Below are 25,171 nucleotides of genomic sequence, written 5' to 3'. Positions count from 1 at the left end.
CGGGCCGCCGCGTCGGCGCGCGACCGTAACGCGCCCGCACGGGCCTGGCAAGGCCGCTCGCCGCCGCCGTGCCCGCGCGTACCGTCGCGGCATGACCGACTTCTCTCCCCGCCACGCGATCGTCACCGGCTCGGACTCCGGCATCGGCGCGGCCACCGCGCTCGCCTTCGCCGCCGCCGGCATCGACGTCGCCATCACCTACAACAGCGACGAGGACGGCGCGCAGAAGGTGGCCGCCGCCGTCCGCGAGCGCGGCGCCCGCGCGGTCGTGGCGCAGTTCGACGCCACCGACTTCGACGCGATCCCGGATGCCGTGAACTCCCTCGCCGACGAACTCGGCGGCCTCGACGTGTTCGTCAACAACGCCGGCGGCGGAATCGGCGGGAGCTTCCTCGACCTCGACATGAAGACGTGGCGCACCGACGTCGCGCTGAACCTCGACGGCGCCTTCCTCGCGCTGCACACCGCCGCGAAGCGCATGGTGGCGGCCGGCAACGGGGGACGGCTCATCGCCGTGTCGAGCGTGCACGAGCACCAGCCCCGCGTCGGCTCCGCGCCGTACGTCGCCGCGAAGCACGGTCTCGGCGGGCTCATCAAGACCATGGCGCTCGAGCTCGGGCAGTACGGCATCACCGCGAACGCCGTCGCCCCCGGGGAGATCGCGACTCCCATCAACGACATGGACCCTGAGGATGCCGACCGCATCCACCGTCCGGGCATCCCCCTCGGCCGCCCCGGCAAGCCGGACGAGGTCGCCGATGTGATCCGCTTCCTCGCTTCGCCGTCGGGCTCCTACGTCACGGGCGCGAGCTGGGTCGTCGACGGCGGGATGCTGCAGATGGGCCCGCAGGCGGGTTCCCACATGGAGTCGGACGCGTGGCGTTCGGCCGGAGAGGAGTGAACACGATGGGCGAAGAGAAGAGCTTCGAAGAGAACCGGCACGACCAGCTGACGAGCGCGCCGAAGGCGACGGAGGCCGACGCGGCTCCGCGCATCGACGTCACGCAGCACGACGGCGTGACGCGCATCGACGTACGCGACGACGCGGCTGTGCGGCCGGGTCCCGGGCAGGGCGACCCCGCCGCCGAGAAGGACGTTCCCGTCTCGGGCGACTGACTCAGACGAGCAGGTAGCCGCGCGCGTCGACACCGCCGATACGAAGACCGGATGCCAGGTGCCCCCGCAGTTCTTCGCGCACCCGGTACCGCCACTCGGCGGCGGACGTCGGGTCGGTGCGGCGGAGCGCCTCGACGTCGTCGGGGATCTCGACGACCGCGCGCACGGCCTCGTCGGCGGGCGTGGGGGCGGGCGGCTCGGCCACAGCCCACGAGACCATGAGCCGGTCGGATTCGTCGCCGCGGTTCACGTCGTCGGGCATCTCGCCGTACTGGTTCACCAGGTACTCGGTGGCGCTCGCGCCGAGGACGGCGAGGTTGAAGTGGGCGTTGCGGCGGATCAGCGGGTCGAACGTCCACGTGATGCGGCCGATCCCCCGCTCGAGCGCCCATTCGCGCTGGTGCGCCTTGAGCTGGCGGCCGAGCCCGCGCCCCTGGTATCCGGGCAGGATGCCGGTGATGTGCGAGTGCATCGTCCGGTCCGCGGGCGGGCCGAAGAACGCCGCGGACGCCCCGATCATCCGGTCGCCGTCGTACAGCCCGACGACGTAGTTGCCGGCGTGTTCGAGCGCCCGCAGGATGTTCGCCGGCATCGTCGCGCGGTCACCCACCCACACGTCGTCGAACAGCTGCGCCCCGGCGACGATGGCCTCGAGGGTGTCGAGCGGGCGGATGTCGATGCCGGTCGTGCTCATGCGTCGAGTCTGGCACCCGCCGCGCGCGCCCGCGCCGCACCTCCAGCCCGGCGGGATCCCGCCGCGGCGTGACGAAGCGCCGCCACGGACCGTCCTATCCGTGAAGCCCGGATCGCCCGGGCCGGGACGAGAGGACGAGACGATGAGAGCCGGACGCATCACGACCGCCCGCCGACCGCGCGGTGTCCTCGTGACGACGGGGATCGGAGTCGTGCTCGTCGTACTCGTTGTTGCGGGACTGTTCCTGCCGCTCGTCGGGTTCCTCGCCGGGGCCACGGCATCCACGGTCGGCCTCATCCCCTTCCCCGGGCTGAGTGTGACGCTGGTGAGCCTGCTCGGGGTCGTCGTCTGCGCCGGCCTGCTGTTCGCGGCCCTCACCCGTCGTCGCACCGCGACCGCGATCGTATGGACCGTCCTGGCCGTCGTGGTCGCGCTGGCCGTGACGGCGTTCCCGCTCGTCGCCGTGGTCACCGGCTCGGCGGACCGCGCATCCGACCTCGCGCCGATCATCGGCGACCTGTGGGGCCGCCTCACGGGTCAGGGCTGATCCCGGCCGCCCCGCGCGGCCGCCACGACGCGGCACCGCCCGATCAGCGCGGCAGCTCACCGCCGACGTGACGGATCGTGCGGGCGCGCTCGACGACGATCGCGATGCCCCCGACCAGCCACAGCGGCACCTGCGTGAGGAACGCCAGGCGGAAGGCATCCAGGGAGTAGGTGTCGGGGGTTCCTGCGCCCTGGACGTCCATCGCGATGCCGATGAAGAGGATCGCCAGCAGCGCCGCGAGGAAGCCGCCGCCGTTCACGATGCCGGTCGCCGTGCTCAGGCGATGGCTCGGTGTGAACGTGCGGGCGTGGTCGAAGGCGATCATCGACGCCGGTCCGCCGGTCGCGAGCGCGAACATGAGCACGATCAGCAGCCACAGCGGGGCGGGCCCCGGCCACGCGGCCACCGCGATCCAGGCGAGCGCCTGGAACACGACCGTGGGCAGCACCAGCCAGCGCGAGCGTCGGCGCGGATGCCGGCTCGACATCGCACCGATCACCGGACCGCACAGGATGCCGAAGAACACGAACAGCGTCATGATCGCCGATGCGGTCGCCGGCGGCAGCCCCTCCCCGGCGGTCAGGAAGGGAAATCCCCACAACAGCATGAACGCCGTGCCGGCGAACGGCGTGGCGAAATGCGACCAGAACCCCAGACGCGTTCCTGGGTGGGCCCACGATTCGCGGAAGCCCTGCCGCAGATCGGCCGCCGAGGTGACGACGCGGATCGTGCCGGTCTCTGTGTCGACGGACGTGTCGACCGCGTCATCCCGCCGCTCGGGCGGGCGGTTGCGGATGATCGCGTACGTCAGCACCGCGAACAGCACGCCCAGCCCCGCGACGCTGCCGAACGCGACGCTCCAACTCGTCGCGTGCAGGAGAGCGGCGAGGGGGACGACCGCGACGATCTGCCCCATCTGGCCGATGATCCCCGTCAACTGCACGAGCACCGGCGCCCGCTGCGCCGGGAACCACGTCGCGATCACGCGCAGGACGCTGGGGAAGATCATCGCGTCGCCCGCGCCGATCAGGACGCGGGCCAGGATGCCGATCCCCACCGCGTCCGCGAACGCCATCACGAGTTGGCCCGCCGCCATCAGCAGCATGCCGATGGCGATCATCGGTCGCGCGCCGTAGCGGTCGAGCAGCAGACCGACGGGGATCTGCATCGCGCCGTAGACGAACAGCTGGATCACCGCGAACAGCGACAGCGCCGAGGCATCCGCGTGGAAGCGGGTCGCGGCATCCACCCCCACCGCCGAGAGGGACGTGCGGTTGACGATCGAGACGACGTACGCGAGAACGCCCACGCCCCACAGCGTCCACGTCCGCCACCCGGGGCGTTCGAGGCTGCTGATCACGTCGAGTCCTGGCGGAGGAAGGGGATGGATGCCACAGGGAGCGGCATCCATCAGGCTAGTCGTGGGCACGGACACGACGGGCCGATGCGCGCGGCCGGGGTCGGAGCGACGCGACGGTGGTCACCGCCGTCACCGGGGCACGGCAGAATGGTCCGATGGTCTCCGCGAGCCCCCACCTGCAGCCCGATCACGCGTGCCTCATCGTCCACGGCAGCGACACCCCCGGCATCATCGCCGCGGTCTCGGCTCTCATCGCGCGCCAGGGCGGCAACATCGTCGCCTTCGACCAGTACTCCGACGGCACGCGCGGCGGGGCGTATTTCCAGCGCGTGGTGTTCCACCGCCCCGACCTCGCGGCATCCCTGCCCGAGATCCAGGCCGACCTCCACCGGACGCTCCGCGACGGTTTCGAGCTGGAGTGGAAGCTCACCGACCTCGCCACCCCCAAGCGCATGGCCATCCTCGCGTCGAAGCAGGACCACTGCCTCCTCGACCTGCTGTGGCGCCACCGCCGCGGCGACCTGCCCGTGAGCATCCCGATGGTCGTGTCCAACCACACGACCTCTGCCGACGACGTCCGGTCGTTCGGCGTGCCGTTCTTCCACGTGCCCTCGACCCCCGGCCCCGACAAGTCCGCCTCCGAGGCGCGCATCCTCGAGCTCCTGGTCGGCAACGTCGACTTCGTCGTGCTCGCGCGCTACATGCAGATCCTCTCGCCGGAGTTCCTCGAGAAGATCGGGGTGCCGGTGATCAACATCCACCACTCGTTCCTGCCCGCCTTCATCGGCGCGGAGCCCTACAAGAAGGCCAAGGAACGCGGCGTCAAGCTCATCGGCGCGACCTCGCACTACGTCACCGGCGACCTCGACGAGGGTCCGATCATCGAGCAGGACACCGTCCGCGTGACCCACGCCGACTCCGCCGCCGAGCTCGCCCGCCGCGGCGCCGACGTCGAGCGCCAGGTGCTCTCGCGCGCGGTGCTCTGGCACGCCGAAGACCGCATCATCCGCCACGGCAACCACACGATCGTCTTCACGTCCTAAGGGCCGGGCCCGACATCGTCGCCGCGGTGTCGGCGCGCCTCGGCGCCGAGACCGCATGCAGCCGACAACTCCACTGCAACCTGCAGTGGATTCGTCAGGCAGATGCAGTCTCGCGGTTCCGGGCCCGATAACCCCCAAAGAGACATTTGACGGTCGGCCCCGAGCGCGCCAGCATCGGGGGATGTCCCGCATCGACGAGCTGCGCGCCACCGCGCACCCGCTCCGCCTCCGGATGCTGTCGCTGCTGACCGGAGCGGCCATGAGCGCCGCCGAGGTCGGGCGAGAGCTCGGCGTCTCCCAGGCCGCGGCCAGCTACCACCTCCGCGTGCTGGAGCGGGTGGGCCTCATCCGCGTCGTCGAGACCGTGCGGTTGCGCGGCGGGGATGCCAAACGCTACCGCCACGAGTCCTCCTCGCGCCGGATCGACCCCGACGCTCCCCCGACCGCGCGCGTGCCCGCCGAAGACGCGGCGTCGTACACCGAGGCCGTCATCGACGAGCTGCGGCGCCGCGAACGGCGGCGCGCCGACGGCCCCGGCGTCACGACCGACGCCGAGCTATGGGTCGATCCCGAAGTGTGGCGGCGGGTGGTGCACCACGTCGCCGAGGCGTCGGCTCTGCTGCACGCCGCCGCCCGGCCGCCGCGCACCCCCGGGACGCAGCCGGTCTCGATGACGGCCGCGCTCTTCCGCCTGGAGCGCCCGTGACCGGGCCGGGGCCGCTCCGCCATGCGGCCTTCCGGTGGCTCCTCGCGGCGCGGACGACGAGCATCGTCGGCAACGCCGTCGCCCCCATCGCCCTCGCCTTCGCCGTGCTCGACCTCACGGGCTCCGCCGCCGACCTGGGGCTCGTCGTCGCGGCGCGCTCGATCACCAACGTCGCCGTCCTCCTCTTCGGGGGCGTCCTCGCCGACCGCCTCCCCCGCAATCTCCTGCTGGTCGGGACGTCGGTCGCGGCGGCACTCACGCAAGGCGGCGTCGCCGCCCTCGTCGTCACCGGATCGGCGACCGTGCCGGCACTGATCGTGTTGAGCATCCTGAACGGCGCGGTCGCCGGCGTGAGCCTGCCCGCGTCCGCCGCACTCGTGCCCGACACCGTTCCCCCGGAGCAGCTGCGCCCGGCCAACGCGCTGCTGCGCCTCGGGCTGAACGCCGGCACGATCCTCGGAGCCTCGGCGGGTGGCATCCTGATCGCCGCGGTCGGGCCGGGCTGGGGTCTGGCCGTGGATGCCGCCGCCTTCGCGGCCGCGGCTGTCTTCTTCTCGCGGCTGCGCCTGCCGGAGCGGGCGAAGGCCCCGCGTGCGTCGGTGATCGCCGACCTGCGGGAGGGGTGGCGCGAGTTCACGAGTCGTTCCTGGGTGTGGATCGTCGTGCTGCAGTTCGCCGTGCTGAACGCGGCGTTCACCGGCGCCGTCGCCGTGCTCGGGCCGGTGGTCGCGGACGAGACGGTGGGGCGCTCGGCGTGGGGGTTCGTCATCGGGGCGCAGACCCTGGGCTTCGCGCTGGGAGCGGTGGTCGCGCTGCGCTGGCGGCCCCACCGCGCACTCGGGATCGGCGTCGCCGCGATGGCGTTCGCGGCGGTGCCGGTCGCGACGCTGGCGGCCGCACCCGTAGTCGCGGTGCTCATCATCGGGTTCGCGCTCGGCGGCTTCGCGACCGAGCTCTTCGCGATCGCCTGGGACCAGTCGCTGCAGTCGCACATCCCGCGCGACGCGCTCTCGCGCGTGTACTCCTACGACATGGTCGGGTCGTTCGTCGCCGTGCCCCTGGGCGAAGCGGTCGTCGGCCCGGTGGCCCACGCGGTCGGGACGACTCTCGTGCTCTGGACCTGCGCCGCGCTCATCGTGGTGGCGACGCTGGCCGCCGCATCCACGCGGAGCGTGTGGCGCGTGACGGCGCCCTGAGGCCGCGCGCGGGTCGCGGCCGGACGGGTCGCGCCCGTGTCCCGAGAGCGCCGAGACTGCACGCGCCTGACGAATCCCCCGCAGGCTGCAATGGGTTTGTCGGGCGGATGCAGTCTCGGCGCTCCGGGGCGGCTCAGTCGGGGTCGGATGCCGTGGCGAGCGGGCCCGTGCCCCCGCGGGGCGGTTGCTTGCGCTGACGCGCGAGCTCGCCGCCCACACGACCGCCGTAGGGACGGCCGTGGTCGGCCCACTCGGCGCGGAAGTACGCCAGGCGCCAGTCGCCCAGCTCGATCCGCGCGCCCGTGCGCAGGATGCGTCCGTCTCCGCGACGTCCCTCCGGCGCGGCACCGCCGCCGCCGACGACGTCGAACCCGTAGAGGACGTACTCGTCGTCGCCTTCGTGCCGGATCTCGGCGTGGACGGGGGCGAGGCCGGGAAGCCGCAGGTCGGCCTCGTCGCCGGACCCGATCACGGTCTTCGTGGGCAGCAGGTCGAACTCGCGCGGACGCGATCCGTCCCACGAGCCGTCGCCGATCGCGAAGATCAGCCGCGGGCGTCCGGAGCCCGGTGTGTAGTGCGTCGTGGTGATGCGACGCCGGACGGAGCGGTTGACGGTCGGCACGAGCGGCAGCGGGGTGCCCGGCGGGACGGGGAATGCCAGCGCCTGTCCGTCCTTGCGTCGCGTGAGCAGGGGCGCGAGCGCGGCGACGGAGCCGAGCCGGATGTGCGGGGAACCCGTGACGACCCGTTGCAGCAGGCTGCTCTTGACGTCACCGAGCTGCAGGATCGGGCCGTCCGGTCCTTCCACTCGCACCGAGATCCCGCGCGCAGCCAGGGCGTCGGCGACCGTCGACAGCTCGGCGAGCGTGCGACGGCCGTTGCCGGGCAGCCGCGACGGATCGCTGAGGGTGATCCGCACCTCGGAGCCCGCGGCGGTGATCGTACCCTCGAACGGCGGGAGGGTGGCATCCGCCCCCGCCTCCTCCTCCGAGAAGGCGAGGTCGATGTCGAGGCGCACCATGACGGCGCCCGCCCTCAGTTGCCGCGGTACGGGTCGGAGCCCGGCGCGGTGTCGTCGCTGGTGGTGACGCGCAGGGTGCCGTTGAGCTTCCACGTCGCCCGGGGCGCGTCGGGGCCGATGTCGCGCGGCACCTCGATGGTCATGTCGACGAACGAGTAGTTGACCGCGGCGCCGCGGCCGGTGAGGTACGACCACATCTCGCGACCGAGGTCGGTCCAGTCGGTGATCGAGTGCCCCTCGGGGCCGGAGGAATTGGCGAACGGGTCGGTGGATGCGGTGGTGTCGGACATCGTCCCAGTCCTTTCTGGTGTTCGGGGGCACCAGGCTCCCACCGGGCCGGTTCGCGCACGGAGGGATTGCGTTCCCGGACGATGTGCGGGATAACCACCCGCCTCAGCCTGCCGAGTCCCAGAGCGGGGTCAGCGCCATGAGGCGGGCATCGCGCCACCGCACGCGCGCGTCCCAGGCTCCGAGCGGCAGCGCCGCGCGGCGCTCCGCGGCGACGCGGGCGACGAGCTCGGGGGTCCAGGGGTCGTGCTGACCGCGTTCGGCACCCATGCGGGCGTACGACTCCCCCATGCGTTCGGCGTGGGCGGCGATGCCGCCGCGCACGTTGAGGTCGCTCGTCTCGAACGGGCCGATGATGCTCCACCGTCGGCCGAGGCCGCTGCGGACGACCTCGTCGACGTCGGCGGCGTCCACGATCCCGTCCCGCACCAGGCAGTACGCCTCGCGGAGCAGCGCGCCCTGCAGCCGGTTGAAGACGAAGCCCTCGATCTCGCGACGCAGCACGACCGGACGCAGCCCCACGGAGCGGTAGATCCCGGCGGCGCGATCGACGGTCGCGGATGCCGTGACCGGCGACGGCACGACCTCGATCACCGGTAGCAGATACGGCGGGTTGCCGGGGTGTCCGACGACCAGCCGAGCGGCGACCTCGAGCGCGAGCCCTTCGGCCAGGACGGAGGGCTGGATCGCCGACGTCGAGCTCGCGAGCACGGCGTCCTCGGGCGCGACCGCCGCGAACCGCGCGAGGATCTCGCGCTTGAGGTCCGCGCGTTCGGGGGCGCACTCCTGCACGAGCTCGGCGTCGTGCGCGGCCGCCGCGGCATCCGTGTGCCATCCGATCCGCGCCGCGACGACGGCAGGATCCTCGGCGAGGAGGCCGGCGTCCGCGAGCAGCCGCAGCCGCGCCCCGACGTCCGCGCGGCCGCGGTCCAGCGCGGCGTCGTCGATGTCGAACACCGCGGCCGTGCGCCCGGCCCGGGCGAACAGCACCGCGAACGCGACGCCGATCGCGCCCGAGCCGACGATCGCGACGGGTCGGCCGGTCACTCGCCCCACCAGTCGCGATCGGCGGCGTGGCCTCGACGGAGGATCTCGAGCACCGCGTCGCGGCTCAGCTCGCGGGGGTTGTTCGCGGTCAGCCGCGTCGCCAGCATCGCCTGGTCGGCGACGAAGCCGAAGTCGTCGGGCGACAGCCCGAGGGTCGCGAGGTCGGTCGGGGCGCCGAGCGCCCGCAGCAGATCCTCCACGGCCCGGATGCCGTCCCGAGCCCGCTCCTCCTCGCTCGCCGACGCATCCCCGGCGCCGAGCAGCCGCGCGATCTCGGCGAACTCCGCGACGCGGGCGGGCAGGTTGTACCGCATGACCCAGGGCAGCAGCGCGGCGACCCCGAACCCGTGCGGGGTGTGGGTCAGGTTGCCGATCGGCGACTGGATGGCGTGCGCGCCCGCGGTGCCCGCGGTGTTGATCGCCATGCCGGCGCAGTACGACGCGAACATCGTGTCGGTGCGCGCGGCGAGGTCGGACCCGTCGGCGGCGACGGCCGGCAGCGAGCGACCCAGGAGCGCGAGCCCCTGCCGTGCGTAGACGTCGGTGAGGAGGTTCTTCCCGGCATAGAGTCTGGTCGCGAGTTCCTCCGGCGTGGGGTTCTTCGCACGACCCGTGAACGCCTCGACGAGGTGCGACAGGGCGTCGGCGCCGGTGGCGGCGGTGAGTCCGGGTGGGCAGGTGAGCGTCAGCTCGGGGTCGATGACGGCGACGGTGGCCTCGAGGTGCGGACTCGCGACCCCGACCTTCATGCCCCGCTCGCCGTCGAAGACGACCGAGATGCACGTGACCTCGGCGCCCGTGCCGCCCGTGGTCGGCACGGTGACGACCGGGACACCGGGCCCCGGGACGAGGAACTCGCCGTAGTAGTCGCGGACGTCGCCGCCGTTGGCGAGCACGACCGCGGACACCTTGGCGAGGTCGAGGCACGACCCGCCGCCCACGCCGACGATCACGTCGATCGGAAGGTCGCGATAGCGCTCGGCGACCTCCATGACGTTCTCGCGCGGCAGTTCGGGCTCGGTGCGGTCGAACACCTCGACCTCGACGCCCGCGCCCCGGAGCCCGTCCGCGATCTCGCGGAATTCGGTACTGGATGCCATCCGCTCGTCGGTGACGAGGAGGGCGTGGCGACCGATCTCGGCGACCACGCGCGGCAGCTGGCGACGTTGCCCCGGACCGAACAGGACCGAGCGCGGCTGCCGCAGCAGCCCGAGCGCGAGGTCGTTGTCGGTGCGGGTCGGGGCGGGGAGGGCGGTGGTGTCGCTCACGAGAGGGCTCCTTCTTCGTCGACGGTGACGGCCAGGTACTTCGGCTCGAGGAATTCGTAGATGCCGTCCTGCCCGCCTTCGCGGCCGAGGCCCGACGCCTTCACACCGCCGAACGCGGCGGCGGGATCGGCCATGATCCCGCGGTTGATGCCCACCATGCCGAAGTCGAGTCGCTCGGCGACGGCGAACGCGCGGGACAGGTCGCGCGTGAACACGTACGCGGCCAGACCATACCGGGTGTCGTTGGCGAAGCGAATGGCATCCGCGGTGCTGTCGGCACGGTAGATCGCGGCGATGGGGGCGAAGAGCTCGCGGTGGCACACGTCGCTCTCGCGGTCGTGCACCTCGAAGACGGTCGGCTCGAAGAAGTAGCCGTCGCCGTCGATCGCGCGACCGCCGGCGAGGAGCGTCGCGTCGATGCGCTCGAACTCCGCGACGAGGTCGGCCACGCCGTCGCGCTGCCGGGCCGAGATGATGGGGCCGACGTCGGTGCCCGCGTCGAATCCGCTGCCGACCCGCAGTGCCTTCGCGAGCGCGACGAAGCGCTCGATGAACGCGTCGGCGACCTTCTCGTGCACGATGATGCGGTTCGCGGCGACGCACGCCTGCCCGGCGTTGCGGAACTTCGCGACGATCGCCTGGGCCGCGGCGGCTTCGACGTCGGCGTCGTCGAGCACGACGAACGGTCCGTCACCCCCGAGCTCCATGGAGGCGTTGACGATGCCGGGGGCCGCCTGCCGCAACAGCGTCGAGCCGACCTCGGTGGAGCCCGTGAAGCTCACCTTCCGCAGCCGCGGGTCGGCCATGACCTCGGCCGAGATCGCCGACGAGGACGTGGTGTGGACGAGGTTCACCACGCCGGGCGGGAACCCGGCGTCGGTCAGCACCGACACGAACAGCGCGCAGGTGAGCGGCGTCTCGCGCGCGGTCTTCACGACGGTGGTGCAGCCGGCCGCGAGCGCGGCGCCGGCCTTGCGGGCGATCATCAGCAACGGGAAGTTCCACGGCGTGATGAGGAGCGTCGGCCCCACGGGCTGGTGGGTCGTGACGATGCGGTATCCGCCGCGCGATCCGTGGGCGAACGAGCCGTGCAGGTGCGCGATCTGCTCGGTGTACCAGAGGAAGAAGTCGGCGCTGAGCTGGAACTCCGCGCGCGACTCGGCGAGGGGCTTGCCGCTCTCGAGCGTCATGATCTCGGCGATGGCATCCCCCCGCTCGAGGAGCAGTCGGTGCGCGCGGGCGAAGAGGTCGGCCCGGTCGCGCGGAGGCATGGCCGCCCACGCGGCCTGCGCGCCGGCCGCGGCATCCAGCGCCGCCTTCCCGTCCGCCGCAGTACCGTCGGCGACGCGCGCGATCTCGACCCCGGATGCCGGGTCGTAGACGGCGAAGTCACCGTCGCCGGCGCGCCATTCGCCGTCGATGAACAGATCCAGGGGCACGGAGTGTCCGCGCAGAGTCGCCGTTCGCGACGGCGGAGCGAGAGTGGTCATCGGTGATCCTTTCCGGAATCGTCATCTCGTATTACGGTAATAGCGACGCCCGCCGCGGACCGGCGAGTGTCTCGATGTGAGACAGCTTCCGAAAGGCCGGTGGCCCCATGCCCGTCATCGAACGGCACGCCGCTCCCCTGCGTCAGCAGGTGCTCCTCCTGCTCCGCGACGAGATCCTCGAGGGGCGCCGCGCACCCGGCGAGCGCCTCCGCGAGAACGACCTGTGCGCCGCGTACGGCGTCTCCCGCACGGTCATCCGCGAGGTGCTCCGCCAGCTCGAGAGCGAGAGCCTGATCTCGGTGATCCCGGGTCGCGGTCCGATCGTCGCGGTCCTCACCAAGCGCGAGATCGAGTCGCTGTACGAGGTGCGCGCGGCGCTCGAAGGTCTCGCGGCGGCGCTGTTCGCGCGACGCGCGAGCCCCGCCGATTGCGCCCGGCTGATCGACCATCACGCCGCGATGACCGCGGAATACCTGCACGGAACCCTCGCCAGCCGGGAGGAGAGCAAGTCGGAGTTCTACCGGATCCTGCTCGCCGGCGCCGACAACGACGTGCTCTCCGACGAACTGTCCGGCGTGCACACCCGGATCGGGCTGTTCCGCCGCTACGCCTTCCTCGACGACGACCGCGTCGCGCAGTCGTTCGAGGAGCTGACCTCCATCGTCCGGGCCACCGCGGTCGACCGCGACCCGGTCGCCGCGCGCGCCACGAGCGAGCACCACATCGAACTCGCCGGACGCCTCGCCGTGCTCGAATACGAGCGCCGCGTGACCCCCGACGGCGGGCTCGTGCACCTCGACGAGGTCGCGGTATGAGCACCCCGCGCCCCATTCCCCCGCGCACGCGGGTGGGGTACTCTCAGCGCACCCGACAGCCCACCCCTCGCATCCGGATCGCCTGATCCGCATCGACGGGCGAGCGAGCCCGTCCTCGACGAAGGAGTCGAAGATGACCCCCACCTCCGCACGGCTCATCGAGCAGGCCAAGAGCGAGATCCTGTCCGCCTCGTCGGCGACGGCCGCCCTCCGCCCCGACCTCGTGACCTCGTGGCAGCGCTCGAAAGAGGCCCTCGGTTCACCCGATCGCATCCGGGATGTCCCGCAGGTCGGCGTCGACCTCCTCGACCGTCACCTGTTGGAGATGTTCCAGGCCCCGCTCGCCCGCGTCTCCGACGAACTCGACGGCACGGGGCTGGGTCTGCTGCTGGCCGATTCGGAGGGCCGCATCCTGCAGCGCTGGACCCACGACCGCGCCGCCGCCGATCACCTCGATCGGCTCGGCACCGTGCGGGGAGCCGTGCTGTCGGAAGAGACCGTCGGCACGAACGGCGTCGGCACGGTCGCCGCGACCGGACGCAGCGTCCAGATCACCGGCAACGAGCACTTCGCCGAGTTCTACCGCTCGGCGGTGTGCACGGGCAGCCCCGTCCGTCATCCGCTCACCGGGCGACTCCTCGCCGTGATCACGCTGTCCACGCACATCACCGAACGCCCCGAGCTCCTCCGCCCCCTCACCCACTCGATCGCCACGCAGCTCGGCCAGCACGTCATGGATGCCGAGCGCCCGGCGGCCCGCAGCATGCTCGCCGCGTTCCTCGCCGCCTCGCGCGTCCAGCAGGGGCCGGTCGTCGCGCTCGGGCCGGACGGGCTGCTGATGCAGAACCAGCGCGCATCCCGGCTCTCGACCGCGGACATGGCGCTCGTCCAGCGCCTGTGCGCCGAGGAGTCGCGCGGGGGGCGCGTCAACGTCGAACTGTCGTCGGGATACGCCGACGTGCAGGTCACCCGCCTGCAGGACGGGGCCGGCAGCGTCGCGGTCGTCAACGTCGGCGAGCGGCCCGTGACGCACGGCGGCTTCGGCCCGCTCCGCCCCGCCCTCGCCGGGCGGTCGACGGAGTGGCTCGCCGTCGCGCAGACCGTCGCCCGTCACCGCGAGGCGCGCACACCGCTGCTGATCGCGGGCGAGCCGGGCACGGGCAAGACCTCGCTCGCCCTCGGGCTGCCGCACCGCCCCGGCGCGGCCCGCGCCGCGACCGTGGTCGACGCGGCCGAGCGTCACGTGCTGGGCGCGCGGCGGTGGTTGCAGCGTCTGTCCGAGCGGCTCGCCGCCGGAGCACCGGTCGTGGTCAAGGGCATCCAGACCCTCGAACCCGGGTCGCTCTCGGGCATGGTGTCGCTCATCGACTCGACGCCGTCGCGCGGCGCCGTGCTGCTGACGCTCTCGGCGGCGGATCGCGCCGAGGCGGGTTCCTTCGCGACCCGCGTCGGCTACCCCACGACGTGGGTGCCGTCGCTGCGGGAACGCTCCGGTGACGTCGGTCCGCTCTGGCGCGCGCTCGCCGACCACGCCGCCTCATCCGCACACCTCGAACCCACGCGCGACGCGCTCTCCGCCCTGGAGGCGCACGCGTGGCCGGGCAACATCGTGGAGCTGCGCAATGTGATCGAGCAGCTCGCGCTGAGCGGTCGCCGCGGCGCGATCGGCGCGGCCGATCTGCCCATGTCGGTCCGCGGGGCGCGCGCCATGACCATGATCGAACGCGCCGAGCTGGAGGCCATCCAGCGCGCGCTGCAGGAGGCGGGCGGCAATCGCTCCCGGGCCGCCGAGATCCTCGGCCTGTCCCGCGCCACGGTCTACCGGAAGATGAAGACGTATCGTCTGACGGCCTGACGCGGGATCAGCCCGCCGGCGTCGGCATCCGGCATCCGGCATCCGGCATCCGGCATCCGGCATCCGCGCCCCGGCCGCACCCCCGCCGCGGTCTGACGGAACGCGGAAGGGCGGAGGCACCCGACGCGCCTCCGCCCCGCCCCGCACCCGACCGCGGTCAGGACTCCCGCGCCATGCGGCGCACGGCCCGACGCCGGACGAGCACTGGCACGAGCTCACGGATCACCACGACCAGCACGAGCACGATCGCCTGCGTCAGCAGCTGGAGCGCGTCGGGCCACCCGACCGACCGCAGCAACTGTCCGAGCTGCGTCAGGAACAGCGCGGCGACCGCGGTGGCGGCGATCGACGCGATGCCGCCCGTGAGCGCCGTCCCGCCGAGAACCACCGCGGCCACGGTCGGCAGCAGGTACTGGTCGCCGAGGAACAGCGCCGGGGTCTTCGTGTACCCGGCGAGCAACACGCCCGCGGCGCCGTAGCAGAGCCCCGCGAATCCGTAGGCCGCGACCTGGTAGACGCGTACCCGCACGCCGACCACGGCCGCGGCGGGCTCGCTCACCCCGACGGAGGTGAGACGCCGCCCGATGATCGAACGCTGCGTGACCACCGCGGCCACCGCGATGACGACGATCGCGATGAGCGCCGTGTTCGGCACCCCGAGCGTGCGCGCGAGGGCGAAGCGGTTGAGCTCGTCGGCTGCCCCCGAGGGTGTGCCGTTCGCGATCGAGAACACCGTGCCCAGCAGCACCGCGTTCATCCCGAGCGTCGCGACCAGCGGCATGATCCGCAGCCCCGCGACGATCGCGCCGTTGAAGAGCCCGAAGACACCCGGCAGCACGACCGCGGCGACCACCGCGGGCCACACGCCCCACCCGTACTGCTGGGGCAGGGCCGTGGCGAGCACCGCGGCGAGCGCGATCATCCCCGGCACCGAGAGGTCGAGACCGCGCTGCTGGACGATCAGCGTCTGCCCGGCGGCGGCGATCGCGAGGACCGACGCGAAGGGGAGCATCGACAGCAGGGGCGCGGCATCCAGGCTTCCCGGCGCGATCACCGGACTCACGAGGAACAGGGCGGCGGTCGCGACCGTGATCGGCACCCAGCTGCCGGCGAGCGCCCTCCGCCACACCGCTTCGGCCGAGCGGCCGGTCGGCGGGACGGGGAGCGATGTCGTCGTGGTCTCCGGCGCGGAGCGCGGAGCATCGAGCTGAGTCATGAGACACCTCCGGGAGAAGCGATGGCGGCGCCCCGCGGGCGACGTCGACGGCGCCCGCTCCCGCGCAGTGCGGCGTAGAGGCCCGCGGCGGCGAGGGTGACGAGGCCGGGCAGCCAGTACGACCACGCCTGCGACAGGCCGAGGAACGGCGAGACGTTGAGGATCTGCTGCACGAGGAACGCCGCCGCGATGACCGCGAGGAACGACCCGCGCCCACCGAAGATGCTCGTGCCCGCCAGGACGACGACGGTGACGGATGCCAGCGTGTACGACAGCGACGGCCGCCCGTCGCCGATGCCGATCTGGGCCATGAGGATCACGGCCGCGGGGAGCACCAGCAGCGAGCACAACACGTACGAGAGGAAGCGGACCCAGCCGACCCGGATGCCGAGGCGGGCCGCAGCCGCGTCGTGCGATCCCACGGCCCGCAGCTGGACGCCCCAGCGGGTGCGGCGCAGGGCGACCTCGAGCAGGACGAGCAGCACGACGCCGGCGATCGTCGCGATGGGCACGAGGCCGACCCGGGCCTGGATCATGTCCGAGACCCCCGCGAAGATGACGCCTCCGGGCGTGGACCGCAGCAGCAGGTACAGGCCCTGCAGGGCCATGAACATCGCGAGGGTGGCGACGACCGGACTGATCCCGAACCTCGTCACGAGCAGCCCGTTGATCACCCCCACGCCGACGGCCCCGGCGAGCATGAGCGCGAGACCGACGTACAGGTTGCCCCCGTCGACGATCCAGAACGACGAGAGCACGACGAGGAACCCCATGAGCGGGCCGACCGACAGGTCGAACCCCGATCCCAGGACGACCACCTGCTGCGCCGCACCGACGAACAGCAGCGGCGCGATCATGAAGAGCAGGTTGTTGAGGTTGAACGGCGAGAAATAGGCGCCGTTCGTGGTCGCGACCGCGACGGCGAGGGCCACGAACACCGCCGCGAGCGCGACGGCCGGGGCGTGGTCGCCGCGCAGCCAGGCCCGCAGCCGGTGACGTCGGCCGTCGGTCTCCTCCCGCGCACGCACGGTCGTGGACGTCAGGGCCGCCCGCGCGATGGCGGTCTCGGTGACCTCCGCCCCGGACAGCTCCTGGACGACCTCGCCGCGCGAGAGGATCAGCACCCGGTCGCACAGCCCCTCGAGTTCGACACCGTCGGATGACAGCACGACCACCGCGGCACCGTCGTCGGCGGCCTCGCGCAGGATCCGGTAGATGTCCACGCGCGCTCCGGCGTCCACGCCCTGCGTCGGCTCCTCCGCCAGGAGCACGCGCGGCCGGGCCAGGAGCGTGCGCGCGAGCACGACCTTCTGCTGGTTGCCGCCCGACAGCGACGCGACGGCGGTGCGGGGGCTGGGCGTCTTGATCGACAGGCGCGAGATCATCTCCTTCGCGCGCGCCATCATCCGACGGTCACTGACGAACCCGGCGACGGATGCCTGCGGCAGCGTGCCGGCCGAGACGTTCTCGGCGACGGAGAGCGGCAGGAAGACGCCCTCGCGGTGGCGGTCGGCGGGGACGTACACGACCCCCGCGGCTGCCGCTCCGGCGGATCCTCCGTTCACGCGACGGCCGTCGACGCTCACCTCCCCCGTGGATGCCTCCAGCCCGGCGAGCGCGCGGATGAGCGCGGCCTGGCCGTTGCCCTGAACGCCGGCAAGCCCCACGATCTCGCCCGAGCGGACGGTGAGGGAGACGTCGTGGAAGTGGTCGCCCCGGAGACCGCGAACCGCCAGCCGGTCGGCATCCCGGATCGTGCCGGCGATGCTGCCTTTCTCGGGGAACACGGCCTCGAGCTTGCGCCCGATGGCGCGTTCGATGATCTGCGCCTCGTCGACCTCGGCGGCGGGGAACGTGCCGCGCACCTTGCCGTCGCGCAGCACCGTGATGCGATCGGAGATCTGCTTGACCTCGGGGATCCGGTGCGAGATGTAGACCACCGCGGCGCCGCCCGCGACGACCTCGCGCACGCGGGCGAACAGCTTCTGGACCTCCTCGATGCTGAGGTGCTCGGTCGGCTCGTCGAGGATCAGGACGCGCGGGTCGAGGGCGAGCGCCTTGGCGATCTCGACGACGAAGCGCTGTTCCACCGACAGGTCGGCGACGCGGGTGCGCGGGTCGATGCCCATGTCCCACGGCGCGAGCTGCGCGGTCGCCCAGGCGACGGCGCGCCCGAGTCCCCCGACCCGGCGGATGCCGACACCCACCGCCATGTTCTCGGCGACCGTGAGGTCGGGGAGCAGCGCGGGGTCCTGGCGGACGATGCCGAGGCCGAGGCGGCGGGCCTCCTGCGGATCGGCGGAGGTGAGGAGGGTCCCCGCGATCCAGACGGAGCCCTCGTCCGCGGCGAGCGCGCCGGACGCGACCGCCATCAGCGTGGACTTGCCGGCGCCGTTCTCGCCGACGAGGGCGTGGATCTCACCGGCACGCACATCCAGATGCACGTCGGTGAGGGCCCGGACGCCGGGGAAGGTCTTCGTGATGCCGTCCAGCCGCAGGAGCGACGAGACCTCGGTGCCCGCGCCCGGCGGCGCGGGGGCCGTTCCGATGTCGATGTCAGTCATGGCGAATCCGTTCTGTGGGGGTGCATCACTGGGCGAGGTAGCCGCCGTCGATGACGAGCTCGGAACCGGTGACGAAGCTGGCTTCGTCGCTGGCGAGGAACACGACGCCGGCGGCGATCTCGCGCGGCTGCCCGGCGCGGCCCATGGGGGTCTGCGACACGACGTAGGCGTTGACCTCGGCGGCCTGCGCGTCGGTGAGGGGCGTCTCGATGAAGCCCGGGTGCAGGGAGTTCACGCGCACGTTCTGCGTGGCGTAGGTGATCGCGGCGTTCTTGGACATGTTCCGGACCGCGCCCTTGGTCGCGTGGTAGGCGTGCGCGCCGCCGACCGCGGCCGAACCCCAGATCGACGAGATGTTGATGATCGAGCCGCCGCCCTGCGCGATCATGTGCGGGATCACCTCGCGCATGCCGAGCCAGACGCCGGTCTGATTGGTGGCCACGACGCTCTGCCAGTCGTCCATGGACAGCTCGTGGAGCGGGTCGTACGCGATGATGCCGGCGTTGTTGACGAGCACGTCGATGTGCCCGTGGGCGTCGAGCACGTCCCCGATGACGCGGTGCCAGTCGTCCTCGGATGCCACGTCCAACGGCGCGTACGCGATGGGACCGAAGGTGGGGTCCGCCGAGGAACGCGAGGTGGCGATCGTCGTCGCCCCCTCTTCGTGCAGCGCCTCGGCGATGGCGCGGCCGATGCCACGGCCGGCGCCCGTGACGACGGCGACCTTTCCGGTGAGTCGGTTCATGAGGGGGTTCTCCTCCTGGGAGTGGGACGGGGTGCCGGGGCCGCGGCACGTTCGCCCGCGGCCCCGGCGGGGGATCACTGGAACAGCTGCTTCAGCTGGTCGACCGAGAGGCCGGAGGAGAGGATCGCGTCGGCGGGCAGGCTGCTCTCGCACTTCGGCTGCTTCGACTGATCCGTGGAGTCCTCGATGATCTCGAGGTTGTAGGTGGACGGCTCGTCGTTCGGCAGGCCGTTGGCCGCCGCGAGCGCCTTGTGCAGGGCCACCGTGACGATCCAGTTGCGGGAGGACTCCGTCGCGATCTGGTAGGTCGGCTGCGTGTCCTTGTACTCGTACCAGAGGCAGGCGAACTCGTTGCTGTCGTTGGCGGACCACACCGGGAACGGCTTGCCGGCGGCCTCGAAGGCACGGATGCCACCGACCGAACCGCCGCCGTAGTCGGCCACGATCCCGTTGATGTCGCCGTACTTCGTGATGAGTCCGGCCACGACCTGCTGCGTCTTCCCGGGCTCCCAGTCGGTCGCGACGGGACCGTCGGTGTTGAGCAGCGTCACCCCGGGGTTCTCCGTGACGGCTTCGAGGACGCCCTCGTAGACACCCTGCGAGTAGGAGTTGCCGGCGATGCCGCCCAGCATGACCAGGTTGCCCTTGCCGCCCATCGTCTTGATGGTCCAGTCGGCGAGGTTCTTGCCGTAGGTGGTGATGTCCTCGGACACGAAGTCGACGTAGTCCTTGCCGGGCGTCCCGCCGGGCGACCCGACGAAGGGCACGACCTTCACGCCCGCCGCGGTGGCCTTCTGGATGGTCGGCAGCAGCGCCTCTCCGCCGTCGACGAACGTGACGATGACGTTCACGCCCTGCGCGACGAGCGAGTTGATGTCGCTGATCGCCTTCTGGGTGTCGCCCTGCGCGTCGGTGTAGAGGACCTTCTTGATGTTCGGGCACTTCGCGGCCTCGGCCTCGAAGATCGCGCGGGTGATCTTGCGCCAGGAGTTGCCGCCGAAGCCGTCGGCGAGGGCGACGGTGATGTCCTTGTCGCCGCAGAAGTTCGAGATGTCCTGGATGTCGCCCTGGACGCCGACGGTGCCGGTGGTGACCTGGCTGTCGGTCGCGCCCGCCGACGCGTCGTCGCCCGAACCGGCCGAGGACAGCGACCCGGTGGAACAGGCCGAGGTGAGCAGGAGTGCGCCGACGGCGGCGAAGACCGCCGCGGTGCGCAGCGCGGTGCTGTGTCGCATGTGCGTGCCAACTTTCTCGTCATTGAGAGCCGGCCGGAGGGTGGGTCCCCCGCTGTGGATGCCGGCACGGATGTGGTGGTGTCCAGCAGTCTGTTGCGGCGGGCGGGGGGCTGATCGCGTCACGGTGAGACGGGGGTGACTCATTCTGCGACACCCCGTCGCGGCGGCCGGAGGGCGGTTCATCCTGGGGTCACCGGGGCGCTCCGATGCCCCGGAACGACCTGGAATCCACGATGAGGAGGATCCGCGAATGGCCGAGAACAGGCCCACCGACCCCCTGGGGGAGATCTACGCCGAGTGGACCGTCGAGTTCACCGCCGCCCCCGACATGTCGCTCCCCGTCCTCCGATGGGTCTTCGAGGACTGGCAGCGCGCGACGGCCGAACCGGAGGACGTGACCTACCGTTCGACGAGCATCGGGGGCGTCCCCGGCATCCTCGTCACTCCGCTGGAGGCGGACCGCGACCGGGTGCTGCTCGTGCTCCACGGCGGCGGGTTCGCCCTCGGATCGTCGGCGAGCCACCGGAAGATGGCGGGGCACCTCGCCAAGGCTGCCGGCTCGTCGGCGTTCGTCGCCGACTTCCGGCTCGCCCCCGAGCACCCGTACCCCGCGCAGCTGGATGACGCGGACGCCGTGATCGACGCCCTCATCGCGGACGGCATCGCCGCCGAGGCGATCACCCCGGTCGGCGACAGCGCGGGGGCGAGCATCGCGATCGCGACCGTCCTGCGTCGGCTGCAGCGCGGCGCGGCGCTCCCCGGCAGGGTCGCGACGATCTCGCCGTGGGTCGACATGGAGAACTCGGGCGAGACGATCGAGACCAACGACGCGACCGACTTCCTGATCGCCCGCGAGGGGTTGCAGGGCAACATCGACCGCTACCTCTCCGGCGGGGCCTCGCCCACCGACCCGCTCGTGAACCCGCTGTACGCGGACTTCACCGGTTTCCCGCCGCTGTTCCTCACCGCCAGCGACGCCGAGTCCCTGTACGCCGACGCGGTGCGTCTCGCCGAGCGCGCCGCACGCGACGGCGTCGACGTGACCTTCGAGACCGTCTCGGGCGAACAGCACGTCTGGCCCCTGCAGGCGGGCCGCCACGCGCCCGCCGACACCTCCATCCGCCTGATCGCCGAATGGGTGCGGGCGACCAGCTCGACCCGCGTCTCGGCATGACCCCCTCCACCGAAAGGACCCCCGCCATGAGCGACACCCCTGCACGCGGCAGCGACCGCGACTACGACGCCATCGTCATCGGCGCCGGATTCTCCGGCCTGGCGATGCTGCACCACCTCCGCGAGATCGGCCTGCGCACGATCGCCGTCGACGGCGAGGACGGCATCGGCGGCACCTGGTGGGTGAACCGCTACCCGGGCGTCCGCACCGACAGCGAGTACTCGTACTACTCCTTCTCGTTCTCGAAGGAGGTGCGCGACGAGTGGACCTGGACCGAGCGCTACCCCTCCGGCGAAGAGGTGCTGTCGTACCTCAACTTCGTCGCCGACCGACTCGACCTCCGTCGCGACATCCGGCTCAACACCCGGGTCGAGTCCGCCGCGTACGACGAGGATGCCAACACCTGGACGGTCCATCTCGCGGGCGGCGACACGCTCACCACGAAGTACCTGGTCAGCGGCATGGGCGTGCTGTCGCAGCCGATCTTCCCCGAGATCCCCGGCATCGAGACGTTCCGCGGCGAGAAGTACCACACGGCGCAGTGGCCGCGGGAGGGAGTCGACCTGTCGGGCAAGCGCGTCGGGCTCATCGGCCTCGGCGCCTCCGGCATCCAGATCGTCCCCGTGATCGCCGGTCAGGTCGACGAGTTCTTCGTCTTCCAGCGCACGCCGAACTTCATCGTCGAGACGAACAACGACAAGGTCTCGGAAGAGGACATGGCGTGGCTCCGCGAGAACTACGACCTCGTGTACGAGAAGGCCGCCAACCACCCGTTCGGCGTCGCGATGGAACCCGCGGAGCACAGCGCGCTCGAGGTGTCCGAGGACGAGCGGCGCCGCATCTTCGAGAGCAAGTGGAACGAGGGCGGATTCCACTTCGCCAACGAGTGCTTCAACGACCTCGCGACCAACCACGAGGCCAGCGAACTGGCATCCGAGTTCATCCGCACGAAGATCGCCGAGATCGTGAAGGACCCCGACACGGCGGAGCTGCTCTCGCCGCGCACGTACTCGTTCAACGGCAAGCGCGTCCCCACGGGGCACGGCTACTACGCCGCGTTCAACCACGACCACGTGCACCTGATCGACACCGCCGAGACCCCCATCACGGCGATCACCGAGAAGGGCGTGAAGGTCGGCGACACCGAGTACGAGCTCGACGTGCTGATCTTCGCCACCGGCTTCGACGCCATGACCGGCACGCTCACCCACATCGACATCGTCGGTCGCGGCGGCCGGACGCTCCGCGAGAAGTGGGCCGAGGACGGCCTGAAGTCGAACCTCGGCATCAACGCGCACGGCTTCCCGAACTTCTTCATGTCGCTCGGGCCGCAGACGCCGTACTCGAACCTCATCGTCCCCATCCAGCTCGGCGCGCAGTGGCTGCAGCGGGCGCTGAAGTGGGCCGAGGACAACGGCGTCGAGTACTTCGAGGCCACACCCGAGTCCGAGGACTGGTGGCGCGAGGAGACCGAGAAGACCGGCCGCCAGACCGTCATGTACACCGAGGGCAAGAAGGCCAAGGCCTGGTTCCTGGGCGAGAACATCCCCGGCAAGCCCGAGGAGTTCCAGGTCTACATGGGCGGCGGGCAGGTCTACCAGCGGTACTGCCGCGAGCTCGAGGAGTCGGGCTACGCCTCGCTCCTCCACCGCGCCGACGCCAAGCAGCCCGTCGACGCCTGACCGACCCACCCCGGCGGGGACGCGTGCGAACGCGTCCCCGCCGTCACGAAAGGACTCCCCCATGGCACGACTGCAGGGAAAGCGTGCGGTGATCACCGGCGCCGCCTCCGGAATGGGCCGCGCGACGGCCGAACTCTTCGCCGCGGAGGGGGCGCGCGTCGCGCTCCTGGACGCGCAGCCCGACGCCGGCGAGGCGGTGGCCGCCGGCATCCGGGACTCGGGCGGCGACGCGCTGTTCACGCGCGCCGACGTCACGAGCGAGACCGATGTGCGCGCCGCCGTCGACGGCGCCGCGGCGGCCTTCGGCGGGCTCGACGTGCTGATCAACTGCGCCGGGATCATCGGCGCCGACAAGCCCACGCACGAGGTCACGGAGCAGGAGTGGGATGCCGTCTTCGCCGTGGACGTGAAGGGCGTCTTCTTCGCGACCAAGGCCGCCGTCCCGCACTTCCTCGAGGCCGGGAAGGGCGCGATCGTCAATTTCTCGTCGATCTACGGGATCCTCGGCAACGACGAGTTCACGCCGTACCACGTCGCCAAGGGCGCCGTGAACATGCAGACCAAGCAGGATGCCGCCAGCTACGGCCGGCACCGGATCCGCGTCAACGCGGTGAACCCGTCGACCGTGCTCACCCCGCTCGTCGAGGGCATCGCCGCCGAGTACCCCGGCGGGATGCCGGCGTACGAGGAGATGATGACCGCGCACCAGTCGATCCGCCGGCTCGGCCGCCCGATCGACGTTGCGTACGCGGTGCTGTTCCTGGCCTCCGACGAGGCCGACTGGATCACCGGCGTCACGCTGCCGGTCGATGGCGGGTACACGGCCCGATGAGCGAGATCGTGGTCTACGGCAAGCAGGAGTGCGCCGACACGCTCCGCACCCGCGCGCTGCTGACGGACCTGGGCGTCGCGCACGCGTTCGTCGACGTCGAGGCCTCGGCGGCGGACGCCGCCCGCGCGGCCGAGATCGGCGGCAGCACGAAGGTGCCGGTGGTCGTGCTGCCCGACGGCACAGCGCTCGTCGAGCCGTCCGACGACGAGGTGCGGGCGCACCTCTGACGGCGCGGCGCGACTTCCCGCCGCGCACCGCGCCCCTCCCCACCGCGAGACTGCATCGGCCTGACGAACCCCCTGCACTCTGCAGTGGAGATGTCAGGCGCGTGCAGTCTCGGGGGACCTCCCGCGCCGGCCGTCAGTACACGTACTCCATCAGCTCGACGCCGAGGACGCGGAAGGCGTCGTGAGCGCGGAGCCGGTGCGCGATCGACAGGTCGTCGAAGTTCACGATCAGCGCGTAGGCCACACCCGCGCGCGGTCCGCCGAGCACGCCCGCTTCGGCGCGCACGCCCTCGGATCGACCGGTCTTGTTGACGAACAGCAGACCGTGGCGGTCGTTCTCGTGGGCGAACGGGTCGAGACCGGTCGCGGATGCCACCAGCGACAGGTCGTGGTTCAGGCTCAGCCATTCCGCGACCTGGGCGCTGACCCCCGGCGACACGACCGTGGAGTTCACGAGACCCGCGAACACGGATGCCATCTCACGCGCGGTCGACAGCGCGACATGAGGGGCGTCGTCGGGGCCACGGTCATCGCGGAAGCGGTCGAGGAGGGCGGTGCGCCGCAATCCCAGCTGCTCGATGCGCGCGCGGACCGCGGGCAGCCCGACGCGCTGCAGCAGGGCGTTGGCGGCCAGCGCGTCACCGGCCGACGCGGCGAGCACCGCGACGTCCACCAGCGGCAGCGCCGGGGCCTTGAGGTGCTGCCACACGCCCCCGGCCGAAGCCGCGTGCACGGAGGACCGGTCGATGATCTCGAGCGCGTCGACGCGGCCGGCCTCGATCGCGGCAGCCACCTCGATCAGCAGCGGGACGAGCCCCAGCCCCGCCACGGGCAACGTGACGAAGTCGTCGCCCTCGAGCACAACGGAGCCGCCGTCGAGGTCGTCGATGCGCACCGACACCTTCGCCCCGGATGCCGCCAGCTCGTCGAGCGCCCGGAGCGAGGCCGTGAACGACCGGCGTCCGGCGGCCGCACGTCGGGGCAGCCGCCGAGGACCCTTCCGCGCCGAGCCGCGGAGGGCCGGGGCATCGCGACGCGATGACTCCACGG

Annotated in this window: 24 protein-coding genes; 12 read left to right on the top strand and 12 right to left on the bottom strand. The window is 71.9% G+C overall.

Annotation, left to right across the window (positions count from 1 at the left end; genetic code table 11):
* The first annotated feature begins 91 nt into the window (after positions 1 to 91).
* Together BW982_RS11345 and BW982_RS11340 are read left to right on the top strand one after the other, a co-directional pair.
* Complete coding sequence (locus tag BW982_RS11345; protein WP_076493236.1) at positions 92 to 901, top strand: SDR family oxidoreductase; 810 nt, start codon at positions 92 to 94, stop codon at positions 899 to 901.
* A gap of 5 nt (positions 902 to 906) precedes the next feature.
* The gene (locus BW982_RS11340) at positions 907 to 1,116 is read left to right on the top strand and encodes a multidrug transporter (RefSeq protein WP_076493717.1); all 210 of its coding nucleotides are present in this window, start codon (positions 907 to 909) and stop codon (positions 1,114 to 1,116) included.
* Between the two features lies 1 nt (position 1,117).
* Here BW982_RS11340 and BW982_RS11335 read toward each other — a convergent pair whose 3' ends face one another.
* Positions 1,118 to 1,810: a GNAT family N-acetyltransferase gene (locus tag BW982_RS11335; protein ID WP_076493234.1), complete on the bottom strand. Its 693-nt coding sequence runs from the start codon at positions 1,808 to 1,810 to the stop codon at positions 1,118 to 1,120.
* Positions 1,811 to 1,952: 142 nt separating this feature from the next.
* On the opposite strand from BW982_RS11335, the gene BW982_RS11330 reads away from it, so the two are divergent.
* Positions 1,953 to 2,357 carry an MFS transporter permease gene (locus tag BW982_RS11330; protein WP_076493232.1) on the top strand — a complete coding sequence of 135 codons (405 nt, stop codon included), beginning with the start codon at positions 1,953 to 1,955 and terminating at the stop codon, positions 2,355 to 2,357.
* 43 nt (positions 2,358 to 2,400) lie between these two features.
* Here BW982_RS11330 and BW982_RS11325 read toward each other — a convergent pair whose 3' ends face one another.
* Positions 2,401 to 3,717 carry an MFS transporter gene (locus BW982_RS11325; RefSeq protein WP_076493230.1) on the bottom strand — a complete coding sequence of 439 codons (1,317 nt, stop codon included), beginning with the start codon at positions 3,715 to 3,717 and terminating at the stop codon, positions 2,401 to 2,403.
* Between the two features lie 155 nt (positions 3,718 to 3,872).
* Between BW982_RS11325 and purU the strand changes: the two genes are divergently transcribed.
* The 3 genes from purU (at position 3,873) to BW982_RS11310 (ending at position 6,662) form a co-directional block, all read left to right on the top strand.
* Positions 3,873 to 4,760 carry a formyltetrahydrofolate deformylase gene (gene purU, locus BW982_RS11320; RefSeq protein WP_076493715.1) on the top strand — a complete coding sequence of 296 codons (888 nt, stop codon included), beginning with the start codon at positions 3,873 to 3,875 and terminating at the stop codon, positions 4,758 to 4,760.
* Positions 4,761 to 4,941: 181 nt separating this feature from the next.
* Entirely contained in the window at positions 4,942 to 5,466 is a 525-nt protein-coding gene (locus BW982_RS11315; protein ID WP_076493228.1) for an ArsR/SmtB family transcription factor, read from the top strand.
* Positions 5,463 to 6,662, top strand: coding sequence for an MFS transporter (locus tag BW982_RS11310; RefSeq protein ID WP_076493227.1), 1,200 nt, complete (start codon positions 5,463 to 5,465; stop codon positions 6,660 to 6,662). Before BW982_RS11315 ends, BW982_RS11310 begins: the two co-directional genes overlap by 4 nt.
* A gap of 133 nt (positions 6,663 to 6,795) precedes the next feature.
* Here the strand turns inward: BW982_RS11310 and BW982_RS11305 are convergent, their stop codons facing one another.
* The 5 genes from BW982_RS11305 to BW982_RS11285 all read right to left on the bottom strand — a co-directional run bounded on the left by BW982_RS11305 (position 6,796) and on the right by BW982_RS11285 (position 11,776).
* A complete protein-coding gene (locus tag BW982_RS11305; RefSeq protein WP_076493225.1) occupies positions 6,796 to 7,683 on the bottom strand; it encodes an FHA domain-containing protein in 888 nt (295 codons plus the stop codon).
* A 14-nt stretch (positions 7,684 to 7,697) separates the two neighbouring features.
* Entirely contained in the window at positions 7,698 to 7,973 is a 276-nt protein-coding gene (locus BW982_RS11300; protein ID WP_076493224.1) for a hypothetical protein, read from the bottom strand.
* Between the two features lie 103 nt (positions 7,974 to 8,076).
* Complete coding sequence (locus BW982_RS11295) at positions 8,077 to 9,018, bottom strand: 3-hydroxyacyl-CoA dehydrogenase (RefSeq protein ID WP_217693680.1); 942 nt, start codon at positions 9,016 to 9,018, stop codon at positions 8,077 to 8,079.
* The gene (locus BW982_RS11290; RefSeq protein WP_076493222.1) at positions 9,015 to 10,286 is read right to left on the bottom strand and encodes an iron-containing alcohol dehydrogenase; all 1,272 of its coding nucleotides are present in this window, start codon (positions 10,284 to 10,286) and stop codon (positions 9,015 to 9,017) included. Before BW982_RS11290 ends, BW982_RS11295 begins: the two co-directional genes overlap by 4 nt.
* Positions 10,283 to 11,776: an NAD-dependent succinate-semialdehyde dehydrogenase gene (locus BW982_RS11285; protein WP_076493220.1), complete on the bottom strand. Its 1,494-nt coding sequence runs from the start codon at positions 11,774 to 11,776 to the stop codon at positions 10,283 to 10,285. The genes BW982_RS11290 and BW982_RS11285 overlap by 4 nt, the downstream gene beginning before the upstream one ends.
* A gap of 107 nt (positions 11,777 to 11,883) precedes the next feature.
* Between BW982_RS11285 and BW982_RS11280 the strand changes: the two genes are divergently transcribed.
* A complete protein-coding gene (locus tag BW982_RS11280; protein WP_076493219.1) occupies positions 11,884 to 12,591 on the top strand; it encodes a GntR family transcriptional regulator in 708 nt (235 codons plus the stop codon).
* Between the two features lie 133 nt (positions 12,592 to 12,724).
* The gene (locus tag BW982_RS11275) at positions 12,725 to 14,446 is read left to right on the top strand and encodes a sigma-54-dependent Fis family transcriptional regulator (RefSeq protein ID WP_076493217.1); all 1,722 of its coding nucleotides are present in this window, start codon (positions 12,725 to 12,727) and stop codon (positions 14,444 to 14,446) included.
* A gap of 157 nt (positions 14,447 to 14,603) precedes the next feature.
* Here the strand turns inward: BW982_RS11275 and BW982_RS11270 are convergent, their stop codons facing one another.
* The 4 genes from BW982_RS11270 to BW982_RS11255 all read right to left on the bottom strand — a co-directional run bounded on the left by BW982_RS11270 (position 14,604) and on the right by BW982_RS11255 (position 20,206).
* Positions 14,604 to 15,662, bottom strand: coding sequence for an ABC transporter permease (locus tag BW982_RS11270; protein ID WP_083696652.1), 1,059 nt, complete (start codon positions 15,660 to 15,662; stop codon positions 14,604 to 14,606).
* Positions 15,659 to 18,226, bottom strand: a complete 2,568-nt coding sequence (locus BW982_RS11265) for an ATP-binding cassette domain-containing protein (RefSeq protein WP_076493215.1) — start codon at positions 18,224 to 18,226, stop codon at positions 15,659 to 15,661. Before BW982_RS11265 ends, BW982_RS11270 begins: the two co-directional genes overlap by 4 nt.
* A 25-nt stretch (positions 18,227 to 18,251) precedes the next feature.
* On the bottom strand, positions 18,252 to 18,971 hold the full coding sequence (locus tag BW982_RS11260; protein ID WP_076493214.1) for an SDR family NAD(P)-dependent oxidoreductase: 720 nt from the start codon (positions 18,969 to 18,971) through the stop codon (positions 18,252 to 18,254).
* A 74-nt stretch (positions 18,972 to 19,045) separates the two neighbouring features.
* Positions 19,046 to 20,206 carry a substrate-binding domain-containing protein gene (locus BW982_RS11255; protein WP_076493212.1) on the bottom strand — a complete coding sequence of 387 codons (1,161 nt, stop codon included), beginning with the start codon at positions 20,204 to 20,206 and terminating at the stop codon, positions 19,046 to 19,048.
* 250 nt (positions 20,207 to 20,456) lie between these two features.
* On the opposite strand from BW982_RS11255, the gene BW982_RS11250 reads away from it, so the two are divergent.
* The 4 genes from BW982_RS11250 (at position 20,457) to BW982_RS11235 (ending at position 24,121) form a co-directional block, all read left to right on the top strand.
* A complete protein-coding gene (locus BW982_RS11250; RefSeq protein WP_083696650.1) occupies positions 20,457 to 21,380 on the top strand; it encodes an alpha/beta hydrolase in 924 nt (307 codons plus the stop codon).
* 26 nt (positions 21,381 to 21,406) lie between these two features.
* A complete protein-coding gene (locus tag BW982_RS11245) occupies positions 21,407 to 23,062 on the top strand; it encodes a flavin-containing monooxygenase (protein WP_076493709.1) in 1,656 nt (551 codons plus the stop codon).
* 61 nt (positions 23,063 to 23,123) lie between these two features.
* The gene (locus BW982_RS11240) at positions 23,124 to 23,894 is read left to right on the top strand and encodes an SDR family NAD(P)-dependent oxidoreductase (protein WP_076493209.1); all 771 of its coding nucleotides are present in this window, start codon (positions 23,124 to 23,126) and stop codon (positions 23,892 to 23,894) included.
* Positions 23,891 to 24,121 (top strand): glutaredoxin family protein, encoded by a 231-nt coding sequence (locus BW982_RS11235; protein ID WP_076493207.1) that lies wholly within the window; start codon positions 23,891 to 23,893, stop codon positions 24,119 to 24,121. The genes BW982_RS11240 and BW982_RS11235 overlap by 4 nt, the downstream gene beginning before the upstream one ends.
* A gap of 133 nt (positions 24,122 to 24,254) precedes the next feature.
* On the opposite strand, the gene BW982_RS11230 is transcribed toward BW982_RS11235, so the two are convergent.
* Positions 24,255 to 25,169, bottom strand: coding sequence for a serine hydrolase (locus BW982_RS11230; protein ID WP_076493205.1), 915 nt, complete (start codon positions 25,167 to 25,169; stop codon positions 24,255 to 24,257).
* Positions 25,170 to 25,171: the final 2 nt, after the last annotated feature.

It is taken from the genome of Microbacterium sp. RURRCA19A (assembly GCF_900156455.1).
Classification (GTDB): domain Bacteria; phylum Actinomycetota; class Actinomycetes; order Actinomycetales; family Microbacteriaceae; genus Microbacterium.
The sequence above is the reverse complement of the archived record's forward strand: the minus strand, read 5'-3'. Positions and strand labels throughout refer to the sequence as shown.

Bases quoted from the DNA above. Each gene is read 5' to 3' on its own strand.
- BW982_RS11330 (WP_076493232.1), top strand. From the start codon at position 1,953: ATGAGAGCCGGACGCATCACGACCGCCCGCCGACCGCGCGGTGTCCTC.
- BW982_RS11265 (WP_076493215.1), bottom strand. From the start codon at position 18,226: ATGACTGACATCGACATCGGAACGGCCCCCGCGCCGCCGGGCGCGGGC.
- BW982_RS11285 (WP_076493220.1), bottom strand. From the start codon at position 11,776: ATGACCACTCTCGCTCCGCCGTCGCGAACGGCGACTCTGCGCGGACAC.
- BW982_RS11315 (WP_076493228.1), top strand. From the start codon at position 4,942: ATGTCCCGCATCGACGAGCTGCGCGCCACCGCGCACCCGCTCCGCCTC.
- purU (WP_076493715.1), top strand. From the start codon at position 3,873: ATGGTCTCCGCGAGCCCCCACCTGCAGCCCGATCACGCGTGCCTCATC.
- BW982_RS11300 (WP_076493224.1), bottom strand. From the start codon at position 7,973: ATGTCCGACACCACCGCATCCACCGACCCGTTCGCCAATTCCTCCGGC.
- BW982_RS11340 (WP_076493717.1), top strand. From the start codon at position 907: ATGGGCGAAGAGAAGAGCTTCGAAGAGAACCGGCACGACCAGCTGACG.
- BW982_RS11240 (WP_076493209.1), top strand. From the start codon at position 23,124: ATGGCACGACTGCAGGGAAAGCGTGCGGTGATCACCGGCGCCGCCTCC.
- BW982_RS11270 (WP_083696652.1), bottom strand. From the start codon at position 15,662: ATGACTCAGCTCGATGCTCCGCGCTCCGCGCCGGAGACCACGACGACA.
- BW982_RS11235 (WP_076493207.1), top strand. From the start codon at position 23,891: ATGAGCGAGATCGTGGTCTACGGCAAGCAGGAGTGCGCCGACACGCTC.
- BW982_RS11335 (WP_076493234.1), bottom strand. From the start codon at position 1,810: ATGAGCACGACCGGCATCGACATCCGCCCGCTCGACACCCTCGAGGCC.
- BW982_RS11345 (WP_076493236.1), top strand. From the start codon at position 92: ATGACCGACTTCTCTCCCCGCCACGCGATCGTCACCGGCTCGGACTCC.
- BW982_RS11275 (WP_076493217.1), top strand. From the start codon at position 12,725: ATGACCCCCACCTCCGCACGGCTCATCGAGCAGGCCAAGAGCGAGATC.
- BW982_RS11305 (WP_076493225.1), bottom strand. From the start codon at position 7,683: ATGGTGCGCCTCGACATCGACCTCGCCTTCTCGGAGGAGGAGGCGGGG.
- BW982_RS11255 (WP_076493212.1), bottom strand. From the start codon at position 20,206: ATGCGACACAGCACCGCGCTGCGCACCGCGGCGGTCTTCGCCGCCGTC.
- BW982_RS11245 (WP_076493709.1), top strand. From the start codon at position 21,407: ATGAGCGACACCCCTGCACGCGGCAGCGACCGCGACTACGACGCCATC.
- BW982_RS11280 (WP_076493219.1), top strand. From the start codon at position 11,884: ATGCCCGTCATCGAACGGCACGCCGCTCCCCTGCGTCAGCAGGTGCTC.
- BW982_RS11260 (WP_076493214.1), bottom strand. From the start codon at position 18,971: ATGAACCGACTCACCGGAAAGGTCGCCGTCGTCACGGGCGCCGGCCGT.
- BW982_RS11250 (WP_083696650.1), top strand. From the start codon at position 20,457: ATGGCCGAGAACAGGCCCACCGACCCCCTGGGGGAGATCTACGCCGAG.